This window comes from Pseudoalteromonas sp. TAB23 (assembly GCF_000498075.1).
Taxonomy (GTDB): Bacteria; Pseudomonadota; Gammaproteobacteria; order Enterobacterales; family Alteromonadaceae; genus Pseudoalteromonas; species Pseudoalteromonas arctica.
In genome coordinates this window covers 15,535-32,947 of sequence record NZ_AUTP01000227.1, presented here as the reverse complement: position 1 = coordinate 32,947, position 17,413 = coordinate 15,535, and the positions used below count along the sequence as shown (strand labels likewise).

Annotated in this window: 19 protein-coding genes and 2 pseudogenes; 18 read left to right on the top strand and 3 right to left on the bottom strand. The window is 40.7% G+C overall.

What is annotated here, in order from left to right:
• Positions 1-3 precede the first annotated feature (3 nt).
• Positions 4-1,038: a hypothetical protein gene (locus tag L654_RS0113345; RefSeq protein ID WP_007587047.1), complete on the bottom strand. Its 1,035-nt coding sequence runs from the start codon at positions 1,036-1,038 to the stop codon at positions 4-6.
• A gap of 69 nt (positions 1,039-1,107) precedes the next feature.
• Entirely contained in the window at positions 1,108-1,566 is a 459-nt protein-coding gene (locus tag L654_RS0113340) for an EVE domain-containing protein (RefSeq protein WP_024590563.1), read from the bottom strand.
• A gap of 77 nt (positions 1,567-1,643) precedes the next feature.
• On the opposite strand from L654_RS0113340, the gene tesB reads away from it, so the two are divergent.
• Positions 1,644-2,501: an acyl-CoA thioesterase II gene (gene tesB, locus L654_RS0113335; RefSeq protein ID WP_024590564.1), complete on the top strand. Its 858-nt coding sequence runs from the start codon at positions 1,644-1,646 to the stop codon at positions 2,499-2,501.
• Positions 2,502-2,788: 287 nt separating this feature from the next.
• On the opposite strand, the pseudogene plsB reads toward tesB, so the two are convergent.
• A pseudogene (gene plsB, locus L654_RS01000000126065) lies at positions 2,789-5,228 on the bottom strand (glycerol-3-phosphate 1-O-acyltransferase PlsB).
• 418 nt (positions 5,229-5,646) lie between these two features.
• Between plsB and rpsJ the strand changes: the two are divergent.
• From rpsJ to hflX, 17 genes and pseudogenes are all read left to right on the top strand, one after another.
• Complete coding sequence (gene rpsJ / locus L654_RS0113325; RefSeq protein WP_002957900.1) at positions 5,647-5,958, top strand: 30S ribosomal protein S10; 312 nt, start codon at positions 5,647-5,649, stop codon at positions 5,956-5,958.
• 27 nt (positions 5,959-5,985) lie between these two features.
• Positions 5,986-6,621, top strand: coding sequence for a 50S ribosomal protein L3 (gene rplC, locus L654_RS0113320; RefSeq protein WP_002957898.1), 636 nt, complete (start codon positions 5,986-5,988; stop codon positions 6,619-6,621).
• 17 nt (positions 6,622-6,638) lie between these two features.
• A complete protein-coding gene (rplD, locus tag L654_RS0113315; protein ID WP_002957897.1) occupies positions 6,639-7,244 on the top strand; it encodes a 50S ribosomal protein L4 in 606 nt (201 codons plus the stop codon).
• Positions 7,241-7,543, top strand: a complete 303-nt coding sequence (rplW, locus tag L654_RS0113310) for a 50S ribosomal protein L23 (protein WP_002957896.1) — start codon at positions 7,241-7,243, stop codon at positions 7,541-7,543. The genes rplD and rplW overlap by 4 nt, the downstream gene beginning before the upstream one ends.
• Positions 7,544-7,558: 15 nt before the next feature.
• Positions 7,559-8,383 (top strand): 50S ribosomal protein L2, encoded by an 825-nt coding sequence (gene rplB / locus L654_RS0113305; protein ID WP_002957895.1) that lies wholly within the window; start codon positions 7,559-7,561, stop codon positions 8,381-8,383.
• 15 nt (positions 8,384-8,398) lie between these two features.
• Positions 8,399-8,677: a 30S ribosomal protein S19 gene (gene rpsS, locus L654_RS0113300; RefSeq protein WP_004588689.1), complete on the top strand. Its 279-nt coding sequence runs from the start codon at positions 8,399-8,401 to the stop codon at positions 8,675-8,677.
• Between the two features lie 13 nt (positions 8,678-8,690).
• On the top strand, positions 8,691-9,023 hold the full coding sequence (rplV, locus tag L654_RS0113295) for a 50S ribosomal protein L22 (RefSeq protein ID WP_002957892.1): 333 nt from the start codon (positions 8,691-8,693) through the stop codon (positions 9,021-9,023).
• Between the two features lie 11 nt (positions 9,024-9,034).
• On the top strand, positions 9,035-9,736 hold the full coding sequence (gene rpsC, locus L654_RS0113290; RefSeq protein WP_002957891.1) for a 30S ribosomal protein S3: 702 nt from the start codon (positions 9,035-9,037) through the stop codon (positions 9,734-9,736).
• A 12-nt stretch (positions 9,737-9,748) separates the two neighbouring features.
• Entirely contained in the window at positions 9,749-10,162 is a 414-nt protein-coding gene (rplP, locus tag L654_RS0113285) for a 50S ribosomal protein L16 (protein ID WP_002957890.1), read from the top strand.
• A complete protein-coding gene (rpmC, locus tag L654_RS0113280) occupies positions 10,162-10,353 on the top strand; it encodes a 50S ribosomal protein L29 (protein WP_002957889.1) in 192 nt (63 codons plus the stop codon). The genes rplP and rpmC overlap by 1 nt, the downstream gene beginning before the upstream one ends.
• Complete coding sequence (rpsQ, locus tag L654_RS0113275) at positions 10,353-10,610, top strand: 30S ribosomal protein S17 (RefSeq protein WP_002957888.1); 258 nt, start codon at positions 10,353-10,355, stop codon at positions 10,608-10,610. The genes rpmC and rpsQ overlap by 1 nt, the downstream gene beginning before the upstream one ends.
• Before the next feature lie 487 nt (positions 10,611-11,097).
• Positions 11,098-11,565 (top strand): tRNA (adenosine(37)-N6)-threonylcarbamoyltransferase complex ATPase subunit type 1 TsaE, encoded by a 468-nt coding sequence (gene tsaE / locus L654_RS0113270; protein WP_024608194.1) that lies wholly within the window; start codon positions 11,098-11,100, stop codon positions 11,563-11,565.
• 27 nt (positions 11,566-11,592) lie between these two features.
• Positions 11,593-12,925 (top strand): annotated as a pseudogene (locus tag L654_RS01000000126060) (N-acetylmuramoyl-L-alanine amidase).
• 36 nt (positions 12,926-12,961) lie between these two features.
• On the top strand, positions 12,962-14,809 hold the full coding sequence (gene mutL / locus L654_RS0113260; protein ID WP_024608193.1) for a DNA mismatch repair endonuclease MutL: 1,848 nt from the start codon (positions 12,962-12,964) through the stop codon (positions 14,807-14,809).
• Positions 14,810-14,819: 10 nt separating this feature from the next.
• The gene (gene miaA / locus L654_RS0113255) at positions 14,820-15,737 is read left to right on the top strand and encodes a tRNA (adenosine(37)-N6)-dimethylallyltransferase MiaA (protein ID WP_024608192.1); all 918 of its coding nucleotides are present in this window, start codon (positions 14,820-14,822) and stop codon (positions 15,735-15,737) included.
• A 78-nt stretch (positions 15,738-15,815) separates the two neighbouring features.
• Complete coding sequence (gene hfq / locus L654_RS0113250) at positions 15,816-16,079, top strand: RNA chaperone Hfq (protein ID WP_007586402.1); 264 nt, start codon at positions 15,816-15,818, stop codon at positions 16,077-16,079.
• Positions 16,080-16,094: 15 nt separating this feature from the next.
• Positions 16,095-17,384, top strand: coding sequence for a ribosome rescue GTPase HflX (gene hflX / locus L654_RS0113245; RefSeq protein ID WP_007586404.1), 1,290 nt, complete (start codon positions 16,095-16,097; stop codon positions 17,382-17,384).
• Positions 17,385-17,413 lie beyond the last annotated feature (29 nt).

The following is a 17,413-nucleotide window of genomic DNA, read 5'->3' as shown; positions in this document are numbered from 1 at the left end:
TAATTACTCTTCCAACTGTTTGAGTTTATGCTCAATTAGAGGGTCGTCAGGTAGAAGTTGCTGGGCGACTTCTAATAGCTGAATAGCATCATTAGGGTGCTCATCTTGGTGCTTAAGTGCCACATCTATTAATGGCTGAATATCAATTTTTGCTTGATGCTCTTGTACATACACTTCTTTTTCATCAGCTAAAATTTTATGCGCTGTACTCAATAATGCTAAACGATGGGGGGAGTCTGCATTAGCCGTATTGAGACTTTGATAATAATCTTCTTTTAAGCGTAAGGTTTTGGTTTGCAGGCGAAACTGTGCAATATCGATTTGCTGATGTTGAATGAAATCAACGGCTACTTGCTTATAAAACCCAAACTTATTCAAATATGTAGCGTGTGTGCCATGTCCCATACCAAATACTCGCAAGTGAGTTAACTGCTTATAGCGCTTGGCGTGCATTCGGTCTATACGATTAGTAGGATCGTAAATAATATAGCCTTGGGCATCTCCTAAATCTAGATCGTGATAATCTTGTTGCCAGTCAAACTGCTGAGCTATATCGGTACTAGAGCGGTCATCCCACGGTACTAATTCTTTATTTTTAGTACTTACCGGGTGAAAGAACAGTACTTGGTTTAGCTTTAATAGTTTAGCAAAAGCGCCAACAGCAAATCCGCCACGGCTTAAGCCATAGCCTAATCGACAATTAAACGGCGTAAGTAATGTTGATAATTGCTCGAGAAAAAAGATTAAATTACGATTACGAAACCAATTACTTTTACCTAAATGCTGAAAAGCGATTACGTTTACGTTTTGTTTTTGAGCCAAGTGATAACCCCATGGTGCAAAATCAGGGTGAAGATCTTGCTCTTGCACGTTAGTGCCTGCGGGTGAAAAGGTAAAAAGCAGGGGCTTATTAACGTCAACAAAATCATACTTAACAAATACATCGCCGAGTAAATCACTACCCGTCATGGGTAATCGAGTTTGTTGCTCATTGCGCGGGAGAGTTAACCATTCATCTAACCAATACAGTAATTTCATTAATCCTCCAGCTATAAGTCAGCGTAGATCATATCAAACTCAATGAAATTAGGTCAAACCGAGAGGGTGTTACTGCGCCATTTTGATTATTTCATCCCAGTCATTTTTAGTAACAGGCATTATTGATAGTCGTCCGCCTTTTTTAAGTGCGATTTCAGTAATATTATTATTGGCTTTAATATCTTTAAGGCTAATTAATTTTTTTAAATGGCTTTGGTAAGTAACCTCAACAACAACCCAGCGTGGTTTGTCGCTGGTGGCTTTTGCATCGTAATAGTCGCTACTTAAATCAAACTGAGTAGGATCTGGGTAGGCATCGTGTGCCACTTCGGCAATACCCGCTACACCTACGTGTTTACAGCTTGAATGGTAAATCATCACTGAATCACCGACCTTAACGCCATCACGCATGAAGTTTCGCGCTTGGTAATTACGCACGCCTTCCCAAAGAGTCGTTTGTTTTGGTGCGTTTTTTAAATCATCTAATGAAAACGCATCGGGTTCAGTTTTAAATAGCCAGTAAGCCATAACAGTATTCCTAACAAATATTTACTTCCCACTATTGTATAGTATCATTTAGATACTAGGGTAATGAGGAAGAAGTAATGAGCCAAGTATTAGATGATTTATTGTCGTTGTTAACACTTGAAGAAATTGAGCAAGGTTTATATCGAGGACAAAGCCAAGATTTAGGCTTTGGTGCTGTGTTTGGCGGTCAAGTTATGGGGCAGGCGCTTTCTGCCGCTAAAGAAACTCTACCTGAGGGGCGTATAGTTCATTCATTACATTCTTACTTTTTACGCCCAGGCGATCCAGCTAAACCGATTGTTTATGATGTAGAAACTATTCGCGATGGAAAGAGCTTTAGTACTCGCCGAGTAAAAGCGATTCAGTACGGTAAGCCAATCTTTTATATGACAGCGTCATTCCAAGGTGAAGAAAATGGTTTGTCGCATCAAGCAACAATGCCTGATGTACCCGCACCTGAAGAGTTACGTTCATCACTTGAGTTTTATCAAGATAACGCTTCGCATATCCCTGAAGTCATTCGTAATAAGTTTACGCGTGAAATGCCAATTGAAATGCGACCAGTTACTTTTCATAACCCATTTAAACCAGAAGTTATGGAGCCAGTAAAGCATATTTGGTTTAAAGCTAATGGTGAAATGCCAGACGATCAGCGCATCCACAATTACTTATTAGCATACGCCTCTGATTTTGAGTTTTTACCAACAGCATTGCAGCCTCATGGTGTATCGTTTATGCAGTCAAATATGCAAGTAGCTACTATAGATCATGCAATGTGGTTTCATCGCCCATTTAGAATGGATGATTGGATTTTGTATTCAATTGATAGTCCAAGTGCGAGTAATGGGTGTGGTTTGGTACGCGGGCAGTTTTTTGATCGCCAAGGCAACTTGGTTGCCTCAACAATGCAAGAAGGGGTTATGCGTCAGCGCTAACCCCCTTTTATAGATATAGTACTAGGGCGTGTTGAACTTTGGTGGGTGAATTTACAGCAGTATGTTTGGTTTTTAGGCAAGGCAGAGTCTATGCAGTGTGGTTATTCCCCATAAATAGGCGATAACGCAGCATAAAGACCAAACATGCGCTGCCCTTTGGGTTCTTTCTAGGGACGATTAATTCTTTGTTGCTCGGTTTTTACTTAGCCCACTAGGTTACAAACCTCGCGCCGCGATTTAATCGCCCCTAGATTGAACAAATTTCAATCCACAAAGATCAACACGCCCTAGTTACACTGATCTTGTACTATATCGCTGATTGACTGCCAGACGCGTGCTGGCAGTAATGTTTTAAGGTGTGCGTAGGTTTCGCAAAGTTGTGTACTGCCTACTAAGCCTTTATCACCATCTGTTATTAACGACTCGCCACGTAAGTTTTCGATAAAACTAACAAGTACTTTTTTATCAAAAAATTCAGGTGTTTTAATACCATGCAGTGTGCCTAAACGTTGTGCAAGCACTTGGCTCTCTCGTTCTAATTCTGCTTTTTCAATGCCATCACTTGTTTGAATAAAACCAATCACAATAGCGTAACGTTGTAGAGTAAAACTAAGTGCTCGTCCAAGCATTTCTAGCTTAGCTAAGCAGTCATTACTGTTCGTTATATGAATGTTATCGCCATCAAACTCAATTAAATTTTGATCAGCAAAATTAGCTAAAATACGCGTTATATAGTTTTCATCAAGAGGCTGTAAATACCATTCTTTAGCAAATAACGGATAAAACGTTTTTACAAGTTGCTGGCATTGCTCAATAGTTGTGCTGTGTTGTTTGAATAGATGTAGTGCAATTAAGCTTGGTACTGCAAACAAGTGCAAAATGTTGTTTCGGTAGTAATTAAACAGTACTTTTTCTTTATCGCTAATAGTAATAATTTCGCCAAATTCATCACTGATAACTTCAAACTTATTCAGCTTTAATGCATGCGTTAGTAATTGCTCTGGTGTTTCGTCTGGCGCGGTTACTTTATCGCTATAGCTTGCATCGCGCTGTAAGCGCAGATAAAAATCAAGTTGTGCTAATAGCTTTGGTTTACTCAATGCTTGTTTATCGTTAACCAGCAATATCATCGCTAGTAAGTTAACCGCATTAAGCGCGGCCGCATTATTAATTTTAACCATTACTTGGTCGGCAAGTTTAGTTACTTGTGGCGCTAACCATTGTGGCTTTTGCACATCGGTAGGGTGTATTGAATCACGCCAATCAGGTTGGTTATCGTTTAAGTATTGGTTAATCGAGATTGGATCACCAAAGTTTAAATTACCACGACCGTAGTTTTTAAGGTTTTTGATTGCCTTAAAAATACCAAATATAGATTCGCCTTTTTTATCTTTTCCATCCAGCTCTTTAAGGTAGGTGTTAATTTCCATGACGTGCTCGTAGCCAATGTACACAGGAACGATAGATATTGGTCTGTCTATTCCGCGTAGCATTGCTTGTAATGTCATAGATAGCATACCTGTTTTAGGTGGAAGTAAGCGCCCAGTTCGGCTTCGACCGCCTTCCGTGTAAAACTTAACAGAGTAACCTTTAATAAACAGTTGGCTTAAATACTCTTTGAATATGGCAGAATAAAGTTTATTGCCTGCAAACGAGCGACGAATAAAAAATGCCCCGGAGCGTCTAAATATGCCACCGGCAGGGAAAAAATTAAGATTTATANCCTGCCGCTATATGTGGTGGAACTAAGCCTAAATGATAAATAGAGTAAGTAAGCAGTAAGTAATCCATATGACTGCGATGACAAGGCATATAGATTATTTCATGGCCTTTATCTGTTAGTTCATGAATTTGTTCTGCGTGTTTAATATCAATACCGTTATAGAGCTTATTCCACAACCAAGTTAAAAATCGCTCGGCCACACGTATCATTGCTTCAGAGTAATTAGCAGCTATCTCATCAAGTAGCTTAAGTGCATTTTGGCGGGCTTCTGTTTGGCTAATGTTTTTAGCTTTAGCTTCATCTTGAATTGCTTTTTTTATTGTAGGTGACGCTAATAATGAATTAAATAATTGTTCACGAGAGGGCATTTTAGGGCCTGTAGCAGCTAGCTTTTGGCGCTTAAAGTGAACACGTGCTACACGTAATAATTTATGTGGTAACTCGCTTACATCGGCTTTTTCATTAACTAAAAGCGATAAGTCGAGTGGTTGGCTAAAGCGAATAAAGTTGTCGCGTCCTGAAAACAACACCACAAAAAACTTTCTAAACCAGCTAGGAGTTAGAGAGTGCGTAATTAAAGTTCGTAGCCCCGGCTTTTCTTTACCCGGGTCGCGACCCCATAAAATAGTAACCGGAACCACTTGTACGTTTTGCTGCCCACTTTGTATTAGGTATTCAATAATTTGTTTACCTTGAGCTAAAGCATTGGTTGGCTTAGCTTCATCACCAAACAGTGGTGGTGGATTTTTAATACCAATAAAACGGTCTAAATCTTGGTTACCTAATACTTGCTCTTCAGTTGGGCTAGGTAGACCATTTTTTTTACACGCATGTGCGAGAGCCGCTAAATCAAATCGTGAATTTAAACGCACTATATAAAATGTAGGATACTCAGGGTTTAGATCATACTGTTTAATAGGATTTTCTGGCAGCACTTTGCTTTTTACAAATAAGCGGCTAAATCCAGCAGACATAACATTTAAACAATAATTAAAAATACGCATCGACTCACCATATTGAGAGTATTAAGGGCAAAATTAGCGCAGTAGGATACCATAATATCTAAAAATCACTTAGTTTGCGTAATTAAGGTGTTAACTTGTTTATTGACTAGCAAGTAGAGCTATTAGTTCAAGTATAGCTAATAAGCATGTATGGGCGCTTATTTAATCAAATTTACAGCCATTGTATTGTTTCTAAATAGTTGTTGCATTTATCACCAATACCTCTATAATACGCAGGCTTTCAAAATTCCTCTGGGAATTAGAAAGGATAAATTAAGCTTGGATTTCAAGCTAATAAACAGGAGTTCCGATTTGGAACTCAACGTAGATATAATCAAACAGCCGACATCTTAAGTTTTAAGATTGTTTCGGTCGTTTTTTTATGCTCTTTTATATGCTCTTTATATTGAGGTTAAGAATGTCAAATCAACGCATTCGTATTCGCCTAAAAGCTTTTGACCACCGTTTGATTGACCAATCAACGGCAGAAATCGTGGAAACTGCGAAACGCACTGGCGCACAAGTACGTGGTCCAATCCCACTACCTACACGCTTTGAACGTTTTACTGTACTAACTTCACCGCACGTTAATAAAGATGCGCGTGATCAGTACGAGATCCGCACCCATAAACGTCTGATAGACATCGTAGAACCAACTGACAAGACTGTAGACGCGCTTATGCGTTTAGATCTTGCTGCTGGTGTTGATGTTCAAATCAGCCTGGGTTAATCGAAAGATTAGAGAGGTTTTAGGAAAATGGCATTAGGTCTAGTCGGTCGTAAAGTGGGTATGACACGAATCTTCACTGAAGATGGTGTATCTATCCCTGTGACAGTTATTGAAGCGACACCTAACCGCATTGCTCAGATCAAATCTGACGCAACAGACGGTTATAACGCGCTTCAAGTAACCGCAGGCACTAAAAAAGCAAGTCGTGTAAACAAAGCTAAAGCGGGTCATTTCGCTAAAGCTGGTGTTGAAGCGGGTCGCGGTCTGTGGGAATTCCGCCTTAACGGTGGTGAAGGCGATTTTGAAGTAGGCGCTGAGCTTACTGTTGAATTATTCAACGAAATCAACAAGGTTGACGTAACCGGTACTTCTAAAGGTAAAGGTTTCCAAGGTGGTGTTAAGCGCTGGAATTTCAGCATGCAAGACGCTACACATGGTAACTCTCTATCTCACCGTGCTCCTGGTTCAATCGGTCAAAACCAATCACCTGGTAAGGTGTTTAAAGGTAAGAAAATGGCCGGTCATATGGGTGCTGAGCGTGTAACGACTCAAAACTTAGAACTAGTTCGCGTTGACGCTGAGCGTAATTTGCTTTTAGTTAAGGGTGCAGTACCTGGAGCTATTGGCGGTGACGTTATCGTTAAACCAGCTGTTAAAGCATAAGTCCTGGAGATTTAGTGATGGAATTAGCAATTAAAGACGCTTCTGGCGGTCTTGAAGTTTCTGAAGCTACTTTTGGACGTGAGTTTAACGAAGCATTAGTACATCAAGTAGTTGTTGCATACGCAGCAGGTGCTCGTCAAGGTACTCGTGCTCAGAAGACACGTTCTGAAGTAAGCGGTGGTGGTAAAAAACCATGGGCTCAAAAAGGTACTGGCCGTGCACGTGCCGGTACAATCCGTAGCCCAATTTGGCGTTCAGGTGGCGTTAGCTTTGCAGCTAAACCACAAGACCACAGCCAAAAAGTAAACCGTAAAATGTACCGTGGTGCGATTAAAAGCATCTTATCTGAATTAGTTCGTCAAGAGCGTTTAATCGTTGTTGAAAGTTTTGCTCTAGCAGCACCAAAAACTAAAGAACTAGTTGCTAAGCTTAAAGAACTTGAGCTTAAAGATGTTCTTATCGTGACTGAAGAAGTAGATGAAAATCTTTTCTTATCGGCACGTAACCTTTATAAGGTTGACACACGTGATGTAGCTGGTATCGATCCTGTAAGCTTAATTGCTTTCGATAAGGTACTTATTACAGCCGCTGCTGTTAAGCAACTTGAGGAGGCGCTAGCATGATTCGCGAAGAACGTCTTTTAAAAGTGATCCTTGCTCCACATATCTCTGAAAAAAGCACAATTGCTGCTGAAGAAAACAATACTATTGTTTTTAAAGTAGTAAATGACGCAACTAAAGCTGAAATTAAAGTAGCAGTTGAGAAGCTTTTTGAAGTAGAAGTAACTGGTGTTCGCACACTTAACGTTAAGGGTAAAACAAAACGTACTGGCGCACGTTTCGGTCGTCGTAGCGACTGGAAGAAAGCTTACGTTACTCTTAAAGAAGGCAGCGAGCTAGACTTTGTCGGCGGCGCCGAGTAATAAGGGGATAGAATTATGGCACTTCAAAAGTGTAAGCCTACTTCTGCGGGCCGTCGTCACCTAGTTAAAGTGGTTAACTCTGATCTACATAAGGGTAAGCCATACGCACCACTTTTAGAGAAAAACTCTAAATCAGGTGGTCGTAATAACAATGGTCGTATTACGGTTCGTCATATCGGTGGTGGTCATAAACAACACTACCGTTTAATCGATTTTAAACGTACTAAAGATGGCATTCCAGCTACTGTTGAACGTTTAGAATACGATCCAAATCGTAGCGCAAACATCGCTCTTGTATTATATGCAGACGGTGAGCGTCGTTACATTATCGCACCTAAAGGCTTAAAAGCTGGCGATGCAATCCAGTCTGGTGTTGATGCACCAATCAAGCCTGGTAATGCATTACCAATGCGTAATATGCCTGTAGGTTCGACTGTTCACAACGTAGAATTAAAACCAGGTAAAGGTGCTCAAATCGCACGTTCTGCTGGTGCATACGTTCAAATCCTTGCTCGTGATGGTCAATATGTAACATTACGTCTTCGTTCAGGCGAAGTTCGTAAAGTTGAATCTGATTGTCGTGCGACTCTAGGTGAAGTAGGCAATGCTGAGCATATGCTTCGTTCACTTGGTAAAGCAGGTGCAAATCGCTGGCGTGGTATTCGTCCGACAGTTCGTGGTGTTGCCATGAACCCGGTAGATCACCCACACGGTGGTGGTGAAGGTCGTACATCTGGTGGTCGTCATCCTGTGTCTCCATGGGGTAAACCGACTAAAGGTGCGAAGACGCGTAAGAACAAGCGTACGGATAAATTTATAGTACGTCGTCGTACTAAGTAATATTGAGGAATAGCCATGCCACGCTCTCTCAAGAAGGGTCCTTTTATAGACCTACACTTGCTGAAGAAGGTAGAGAAAGCTTTGGAAAGCGGTGAGAAAAAGCCAATTAAAACTTGGAGCCGTCGTTCAATGATCATACCTAACATGATCGGATTGACCATTGCTGTCCATAATGGTCGCCAGCACGTACCAGTTTTCGTTTCTGACGAAATGATCGGTCACAAACTAGGTGAATTTGCACCAACTCGCACTTACCGTGGCCATGCTGCGGATAAGAAAGCGAAGAAACGATAAGAGGGGAAGATAAATGCAAGCATTAGCTAAACATAAATTCGCCTCTGGTTCGGCGCAAAAAGCACGTCTAGTTGCAGATCAGATCCGCGGGTTACCTGTAGATCGCGCACTAGAAATCCTGGCGTACAGCCCGAAGAAAGCGGCTGTATTAGTTAAGAAAGTACTTGAGTCTGCTATTGCTAACGCAGAGCATAACGAAGGTGCTGACATTGATGAGCTTCGTATAACAACGATCTTTGTGGACGATGGTCCTACAATGAAACGTATTATGCCTCGTGCTAAAGGACGCGCAGACCGCATCCTTAAGCGTACAAGCCATATCACTGTTATGGTTTCAGATAGCTAGGAGTATAAGTAATGGGACAAAAAGTTCATCCTACTGGTATTCGCCTAGGTATATCTAAACCTTGGGTTTCTACCTGGTACGCGAGTTCAAAAGATTTCTCTGCACAGCTTTTTGGCGATCACAAAGTTCGTACATTCCTTACTAAGGAATTGAAAACGGCTTCTGTGTCTAAAATCGTTATTGAGCGTCCAGCAAAATCAATCCGTGTAACAATTCATACGGCTCGTCCGGGTGTTGTTATCGGTAAAAAAGGCGAAGACGTAGAAAAATTACGTCAAGCGGTAACTAAAATCGCTGGTGTACCTGCTCAGATTAATATCTCTGAAGTACGTAAACCAGAACTAGATGCACAACTAGTAGCAGACGGCATTGCCTCTCAACTAGAACGTCGTGTTATGTTCCGTCGCGCTATGAAGCGTTCGGTACAAAATGCAATGCGCATCGGTTCTAAAGGGATTAAAGTTGAAGTTAGCGGTCGTCTTGGCGGCGCTGAAATCGCACGTTCAGAATGGTATCGTGAAGGTCGTGTACCTCTACATACTCTTCGTGCTGATATCGATTACGCAACTTCTGAAGCCTTAACCACTTATGGTATCATTGGTGTTAAAGTTTGGATCTTCAAAGGCGAAGTTATTGGTGGTTTACCACTAGTACAAGAGCAAGAGAAGCCAGCTAAACGCGCACCAAAGAAAGCCAAGAAAAGTGCTAAGTAGAGGTAGCGACTAATGTTACAGCCAAAACGTACAAAATTCCGTAAAATGCACAAAGGCCGCAACCGCGGTTTAGCGCAAAACGGTAACAAAGTAAGCTTCGGTACTTTCGGATTGAAAGCAACTGGCCGTGGCCGTATGACTGCTCGTCAAATCGAAGCAGCTCGTCGTGCTATGACGCGTCACGTGAAACGTCAAGGTAAAATCTGGATTCGTGTCTTCCCTGACAAACCGATTACAGAAAAACCTCTTGAAGTTCGTATGGGTAAAGGTAAAGGTTCTGTTGAATATTGGGTTGCTGAAATTCAGCCTGGTAAAGTACTTTACGAAATGGAAGGTGTTTCAGAAGAGCTTGCTCGTGAAGCATTCGACCTTGCTGCTCGTAAATTGCCATTCAAAACAACTTTCGTAACTCGGACGGTAATGTGATGAAAGCTAGCGAACTAAAAGACAAAAGCGTAGAAGAGCTTAATGCTGAACTTCTAGGACTACTTCGTGAGCAATTTAATATGCGCATGCAAGCTAGCACTGGTCAGTTAGCTCAGACACACACGCTAAGAACAGTACGCCGCGATATCGCGCGTGTAAAAACAGTTATTAACCAGAAGGCAGGTCAATAATGAGCGATAAAATTCGTACTCTTCAAGGCCGTGTAATCAGCGACAAGATGGAAAAATCTTTCACTATCGCTATCGCACGTTATGTGAAGCACCCAATCTATGGGAAATTCATTAAACGTACGACTAAGTTACACGTACATGACGAAAATAACACAGCAAAAGCGGGTGACGTAGTTACTATCCGTGAATGCGCACCAATTTCTAAGAATAAATCTTGGACTTTAGTAGACGTTATTTCTAGTCCAAAACAAGCTTAATTTTTTAATTAAGTTAGTTTTGTAAAAAAGCCCCGGCATTAGCTGGGGCTTTTTGTTTTTAAAGCACCTGCAAACAGTAAACTAGGATGAGCGGGTCACCTGGATCAGTCTTATATCTGAAAATACAAAGTTATCTTGGGGAGTAGTGAGAGTTTCATGTACCAGTTACTTTTTTGCTAGCAGAACCATCTACTGAATCAGAAGAAGTTAGATAATAAACTTACATATCTCAGTTAATTTAATGCCAACATGGGGTCATCTAATTCGTGGTGTTACTTTTCTTTTACAGTCTTTTAGTTTGAGAACTCACTTACCTTATTTTATTACAATGATACAGTTTCAAAGTATCGAAAATAGACATCCATACACAACTTTCATCATCAGCTTATCTGGTTTTTTTATGTCTAAAACCTCAATTTATCGCCTTAAATTAATATTCTGGTATGATTAGCAAATATGCGCTTTTGAATGAATTTTTGAGGTAGTAATGACGCGTAGTTTTGAATTTCATTTGACTGATGAAGTAGCCACGGTCGCAATGGGTAATCGCGTTGCTGATATTATAGAGCAAGGTGCGGTTATTTATTTACATGGTGATTTAGGCGCTGGTAAAACAACGTTTACTCGAGGTGTAGTGCAAGGCTTTGGACATACAGGCAAAGTTAAAAGCCCAACGTATACACTTGTTGAACCCTATGAACTCGAGCGCGCAAATGTTTATCATTTTGATTTATACCGCTTAGGTGACCCTGAAGAACTAGAATACATGGGAATACGCGATTATTTTTCACCAGATGCAATTTGCGTTGTTGAGTGGCCTGAAAAAGGTGGTGAATTTATTCCTGTGCCTGATTTAGATATTACTCTAAGCTATATGGGTAACGAACGTAAAATTGTTATTAATAGCGCCAGTGAGCGTGGTGTAGCAATTGTCGAAAAACTAAATAACAAATAATAATATAGTTAAGGCAGTAATTATCAAATGAGCCGAGGTGTAGTTAAACTCTTTATTTACCTTATGGTTATTACCATAAGCTTGCCGCTGTGGGCCAAAAATACAATTAATAGTGTACGCGTATGGCCGTCCCCTGATAGTACGCGTGTGGTATTTGATTTAAATGATAAGCCTGACTTTAGCTATTTCATGCTTAAAAACCCAAGCCGCTTAGTAATTGATTTAGAAAACACTAGCGAGTTAAAAATACTACCAGGTGTACCACCAAAACATCAAATAGTGAGCAAGCTACGCTACTCAAAACCTAAAAATAAGCACAGTGTTCGGTTAGTGTTTGAATTAAACGCACCAGTAAAGCCAGTTGTATTTGCTTTAGCGCCTACAGGCCCTTATAAAAATAGGCTCGTTGTTGATTTATACAATAAAAGCCAAGCTGCCACAGTTGTTTCTCCTGCTCAAACAGCCGNAGTTAAGACAAGAACGCGATATTGTGATTGCAATTGATGCGGGTCATGGCGGCGAAGATCCAGGTTCAATTGGTCCCTCTGGCACGTACGAAAAAACAGTAACACTGCAAATTGCAAAACGTTTAGAGCGCATGATTGATGGCGAACGTGGGATGATTTCGCGCATGGTACGAAGCGGTGACTACTTTGTAAAACTTAATACGCGTACCAATCGTGCTCGTGAAAAAAAGGCCGACTTTTTTGTCTCTATTCATGCTGATGCATTTACGAGCCCGGGACCAAATGGTGCCTCTGTTTGGGTGTTGTCGTTAAGGCGTGCTAATTCAGAGATAGGTAAATGGATAGAAGATAAAGAAAAGCACTCTGAGCTTTTAGGTGGCGCTGCGGATGTAATGAAAGATGCCGCTAACGAAAAATACTTAGCGCAAGCATTACTTGATATGTCGATGGATCACTCTATGAAAACCGGCTTAAACGTAGCTGACGAAGTGGTTAAAGAGCTACGTAAAGTTGCTAAGCTGCATAAAAAAGATCCCCAACATGCGAGTCTTGCTGTACTTAAATCACCAGATATCCCATCAATTTTAGTAGAAACAGGGTTTATATCTAACCCACGAGAAGAAAAGCTGCTTAAAAGTGCAAACCATCAAGAGCGTTTGGCTAAAGCTATATTTACTTCAATTAAAAATTACTATTTAAAAAATCCACCTGATGACTCTTTATTTGCTAAATTAAAGTCGCAATATCCCACAAAGCACAAGGTACGCCCGGGTGAATCTTTAAGTATGTTGGCGAGTCGCTATGGCATTACAGTCACTGAATTAAAACAAGTTAATAAGCTTAGCTCTAATACTTTGTTTATTGGGCAAGAGCTCGATATACCACAAAGTTAGTCATTATTATTAGCGCAATGCTTGCTAGGAAATCTCATGAATATTGAAATATTACCCGCGCGTTTAGCTAACCAAATTGCCGCAGGCGAAGTGGTTGAGCGCCCAGCGTCGGTAGTAAAAGAGCTAGTCGAAAACAGTTTAGATGCTGGCGCTACACGTATTCAGATAGATATAGAGCGTGGCGGTCATAAGCTTATTCGTATACGTGATAACGGTTCAGGGATAAGTAAAGATGAGCTAACGCTCGCGCTTTCTCGTCACGCTACGAGTAAATTAAAATCTCTTGATGACCTTGAAAATATTTGTTCACTTGGTTTTAGGGGGGAAGCGCTTGCGTCAATTAGCTCTGTATCGCGTTTAACACTGAGCTCAAAACCAAAAGATCAAGAAGCTGCTTGGCAAGCATTTGCAGAAGGTCGCGATATGGCCGTGCAAGTAAAGCCAGTAGCGCACCCTGATGGCACAACCATTGAAGTAAAAGATTTATTTTTTAACACCCCAGCTCGTCGTAAATTCTTGCGTACCGAAAAAACTGAATTTAGCCATATTGATGAGTTGATAAAGCGTATTGCGCTTAGTCGCTTTGATGTCTCTATTACACTAACTCACAACGAAAAAGTAGTAAGGCAGTATCGTGCGAAGACAGATCCCTCTCAGGCTATTACACGTGTAGCGCAAGTTGCAGGTAAGGCTTTTGCTGAGCAAGGTTTGCATATTCAATCAGGAGAGGGTGGCTTACAGCTGCATGGTTGGGTGCTACCTGTAGGTTCAGCTAATACGACTCAGTATACTTATGTTAATAATCGTATGATGCGCGATAAGCTTATTCTGCATGCTATACGCCAGGCATTTGAAGAAGTAAGTGGAACACAAGAATTACCCGGTTTTGTCATTTATATTGATATAGACCCTCGGCAGGTTGATGTAAATGTTCATCCAGCTAAGCATGAAGTGCGTTTTCATCAAGGGCGCTTAATTCATGACTTTATATTACAGGCTATTAAGCAAGTGGTAGTGCCGCTGCAAGGTGAGTTTACGAATGAACCGCTTAGCTCTGAGATGGAATCTGCGCCTGTGTTTATGGGGTCAGCGCATAGTAGTTCTAATGATACAAAAGCGGATGGAGTATTTGATTACCCTAAATCGCAATTACAGCCCTCTTACTCTGGAAGTGCTGGTAGTTCATCATCAGGTACTAGAAGTGTTGGCGGTGGCGGGGCATACCGTGCTACACCAAGTACGAGCCATCATGATGTAAACGCGTTTTATCAAGGTGTGAGTGAGCAACACGCTGCGCATTTTGATAATGTAGCAAACATACCCGTAGCACAACACCAGTTAGAGTCTGCGCATAATGTTTTAAAGACAGTTTCAATCATCAGTGTTAATGAAGGTGCGTGTGTATTTAGTGTTGAGCAGCAATTGTATTGCTCACATTTCAAATATGCATTGGTAGATGATTGGCATAATCAAATTAAAGAGTCCGGAAGTTTAGAAGGGAAAGCTCTTTTGCTGCCCGTAAGAGTAAACTTATCAAAAGAAGATTGCTTACTTATAGAAGCTCAGCAATCGTGGTTTACTTTACTTGGTTTTGAACTCGTAATAGAAAAACAGTTTATAATGGTTAAAAAATTGCCAGCGTGCTTATATTTACTTGATGTAAGTACAGCGATAGGTGAGCTACTTGATGGGTGTAAAGCAGGGCTTGAAAATATAGAGAATTGGTTAGAGTGGCAGATAAAATGTGTACCTCCCCGGTTTTATTTAAGCAATGTGTTTTTAGCGCAACAAATGCGCTTACAAAATAATCCGCAAACTATTGAACGCTTACGCGAAAAAGCAGTTAAAATAGAGCTAAATCACTATTTAATGCAATTAGATTAAGGTATCAGTGTTGAGTAATTTACCAGTCATATTTTTAATGGGTCCAACTGCTGCTGGTAAAACAGCATTGGCAATCTCACTGTGCGAGCATTTAAATACAGAAATAATCAGCGTTGATTCAGCGTTAGTGTATAAAGATATGAACATTGGTACTGCAAAACCCGATGCAGAAGAACTTGCTAAAGCTCCGCATCATCTGATCGACTTACTTGACCCGAGTGAAACATATTCAGTTGCTGATTTTAGGCGCGATGCAGTACAAAAAATTGACGAATTTCATAGACAAGGTAAAGTGCCTGTATTGGTTGGAGGTACAATGTTGTACTTTAAATCTTTAATTGATGGTTTATCGCCTTTGCCTGAAGCAGATACAGTAATAAGATCAGAGCTAGAAGCACAAGCTAAAGAATTTGGCTGGCCTCATTTATATAAAGAATTAGTTAAAGTTGACCCAAAAGCAGCCGAAAAAATAAGTGAGAATGACTCACAAAGAATTAATCGAGCTTTAGAGGTTTACAGGTTAACTGGTAAGACCATGACTGAGTTGCAAAAGCAAAAACAGCCGGCTTTACCTTATACTTTTCATCAATTTGCGATTGCACCGCAAGAACGTAGCGAATTACATTGCCGAATTGAAGAAAGGTTTAAAATAATGATTGATCAGGGGTTTGAAAATGAAGTTTCGACCCTATATCTACGTAAGGATTTACACCCCAATATGCCTTCTATTCGTTGTGTTGGTTATAGACAAATGTGGGATTACCTTGCGGGTGAAACAAGCCATGATGAAATGGTTTTTCGTGGCATCGCAGCAACACGTCAATTGGCAAAACGTCAGTTAACGTGGCTTCGTAGCTGGCCTGATGTTACTTGGTTAACAACGGGTGACGAAGAAAACTTGCATCGTGTAGTAAGTTCGCTAAGCTAGTAGTAGTTGAATATTGTTTTTTATCAAATAAGTTCAGCCACTTAATTATAATAACACCTAGAACGAAGGAACAATAACATGGCAAAAGGCCAATCGTTACAAGACCCATTTTTGAATGCACTACGACGTGAGCGCATTCCAGTATCAATCTTTTTGGTAAATGGCATAAAATTACAAGGCAAAATTCAGTCATTTGACCAATTTGTTATTTTACTAGAGAACACCGTAAATCAAATGGTTTATAAGCATGCAATTTCAACAGTTGTCCCTGCTCGCGCAGTTAACTTCCAAGCAGTTCAAGGGAGTGAAGACACTGAAGAACCAGAAGCTGGTAACTTTTAATTAGGAGCATAATGTTTGTTTGACCGCTATGAATCCGGCGAACAGGCAATTTTAGTTCATATCGACTTACCTAAAGAAGGGGATCGTGAAGATCTTCATGAATTAGAAATGTTGGTATCTTCTGCTGGTGTTAGTAGTTTGGCGGTTGTGCAAGGCAGCCGTCAAGCACCACATCCGAAACTATTCGTCGGTACCGGTAAAGCAGAAGAAATAGCTGAGATTGTCAAAATCCACAATGCAGATGTCGTAATTTTCAATCATCAACTCAGGCCGTCACAAGAGCGTAATTTAGAGCGTGTTTGTCAGTGTCGTGTGCTTGATAGAACGACGCTAATTCTTGATATTTTTGCCCAACGTGCACGTACCCATGAGGGTAAGCTGCAGGTTGAATTGGCACAACTTCGCCATATGTCGACTCGATTAATTCGGGGCTGGACCCATCTTGAACGCCAAAAAGGCGGGATTGGTTTACGTGGACCTGGTGAAACCCAACTTGAAACAGATAGACGATTACTTCGTGCCCGAATTCAAAATATCCGTGCGCGTTTAGCTAAAGTAGCAGTGCAACGCGAACAAGGTAGGCGAGCTCGTACTCGTAACGAAATACCTACGGTATCGTTAGTTGGCTATACCAATGCGGGTAAATCTACATTATTCAATCGAATTACGAATTCAGATGTATACGCGGCCGATCAGTTGTTTGCAACGCTTGACCCGACTCTACGTAAGCTTGAATTAGGTGATGTTGGTCCTGTTATCTTAGCTGATACAGTGGGCTTTATTCGTCATTTACCGCACGACTTAGTTGCTGCTTTTAAAGCAACGCTAACTGAAACTCGTGAAGCTGATTTACAGTTACATGTAATTGACGCAGCAGACTCTCGTCTTCAAGAGAATATTGAACAAGTACAATCGGTGCTTAAAGAAATTGAAGCCGATGAAGTACCACAGCTATTAATTTATAATAAAATTGATGCGCTGGATAACGTAAGCCCACGTATTGATCGAGATGACGAAGGCCAACCTATAAGAGTATGGCTTAGCGCTCAGACTGGTGAAGGGTGTGAATTACTTAGTGAGGCTATTAGTGAACTACTTGCTAAGAAGATGTTTAACGAAACATTATTTCTTACGCCATTGTATGGTCGCCTAAGAGCTGCATTGTTTAGTTTAAATGCAGTACATGAAGAGCGATTTGATGAGCAAGGTAATTGGCTGTTAGATGTTAGAATGCCAATGGTTGAGTGGAATCGTTTAATTAAAGAATTTGGTCCTGAAATTGCTGGTTTTATCAACCGTAATTAAAAATTGACGTTTTAATGTCGGTTTTTGTA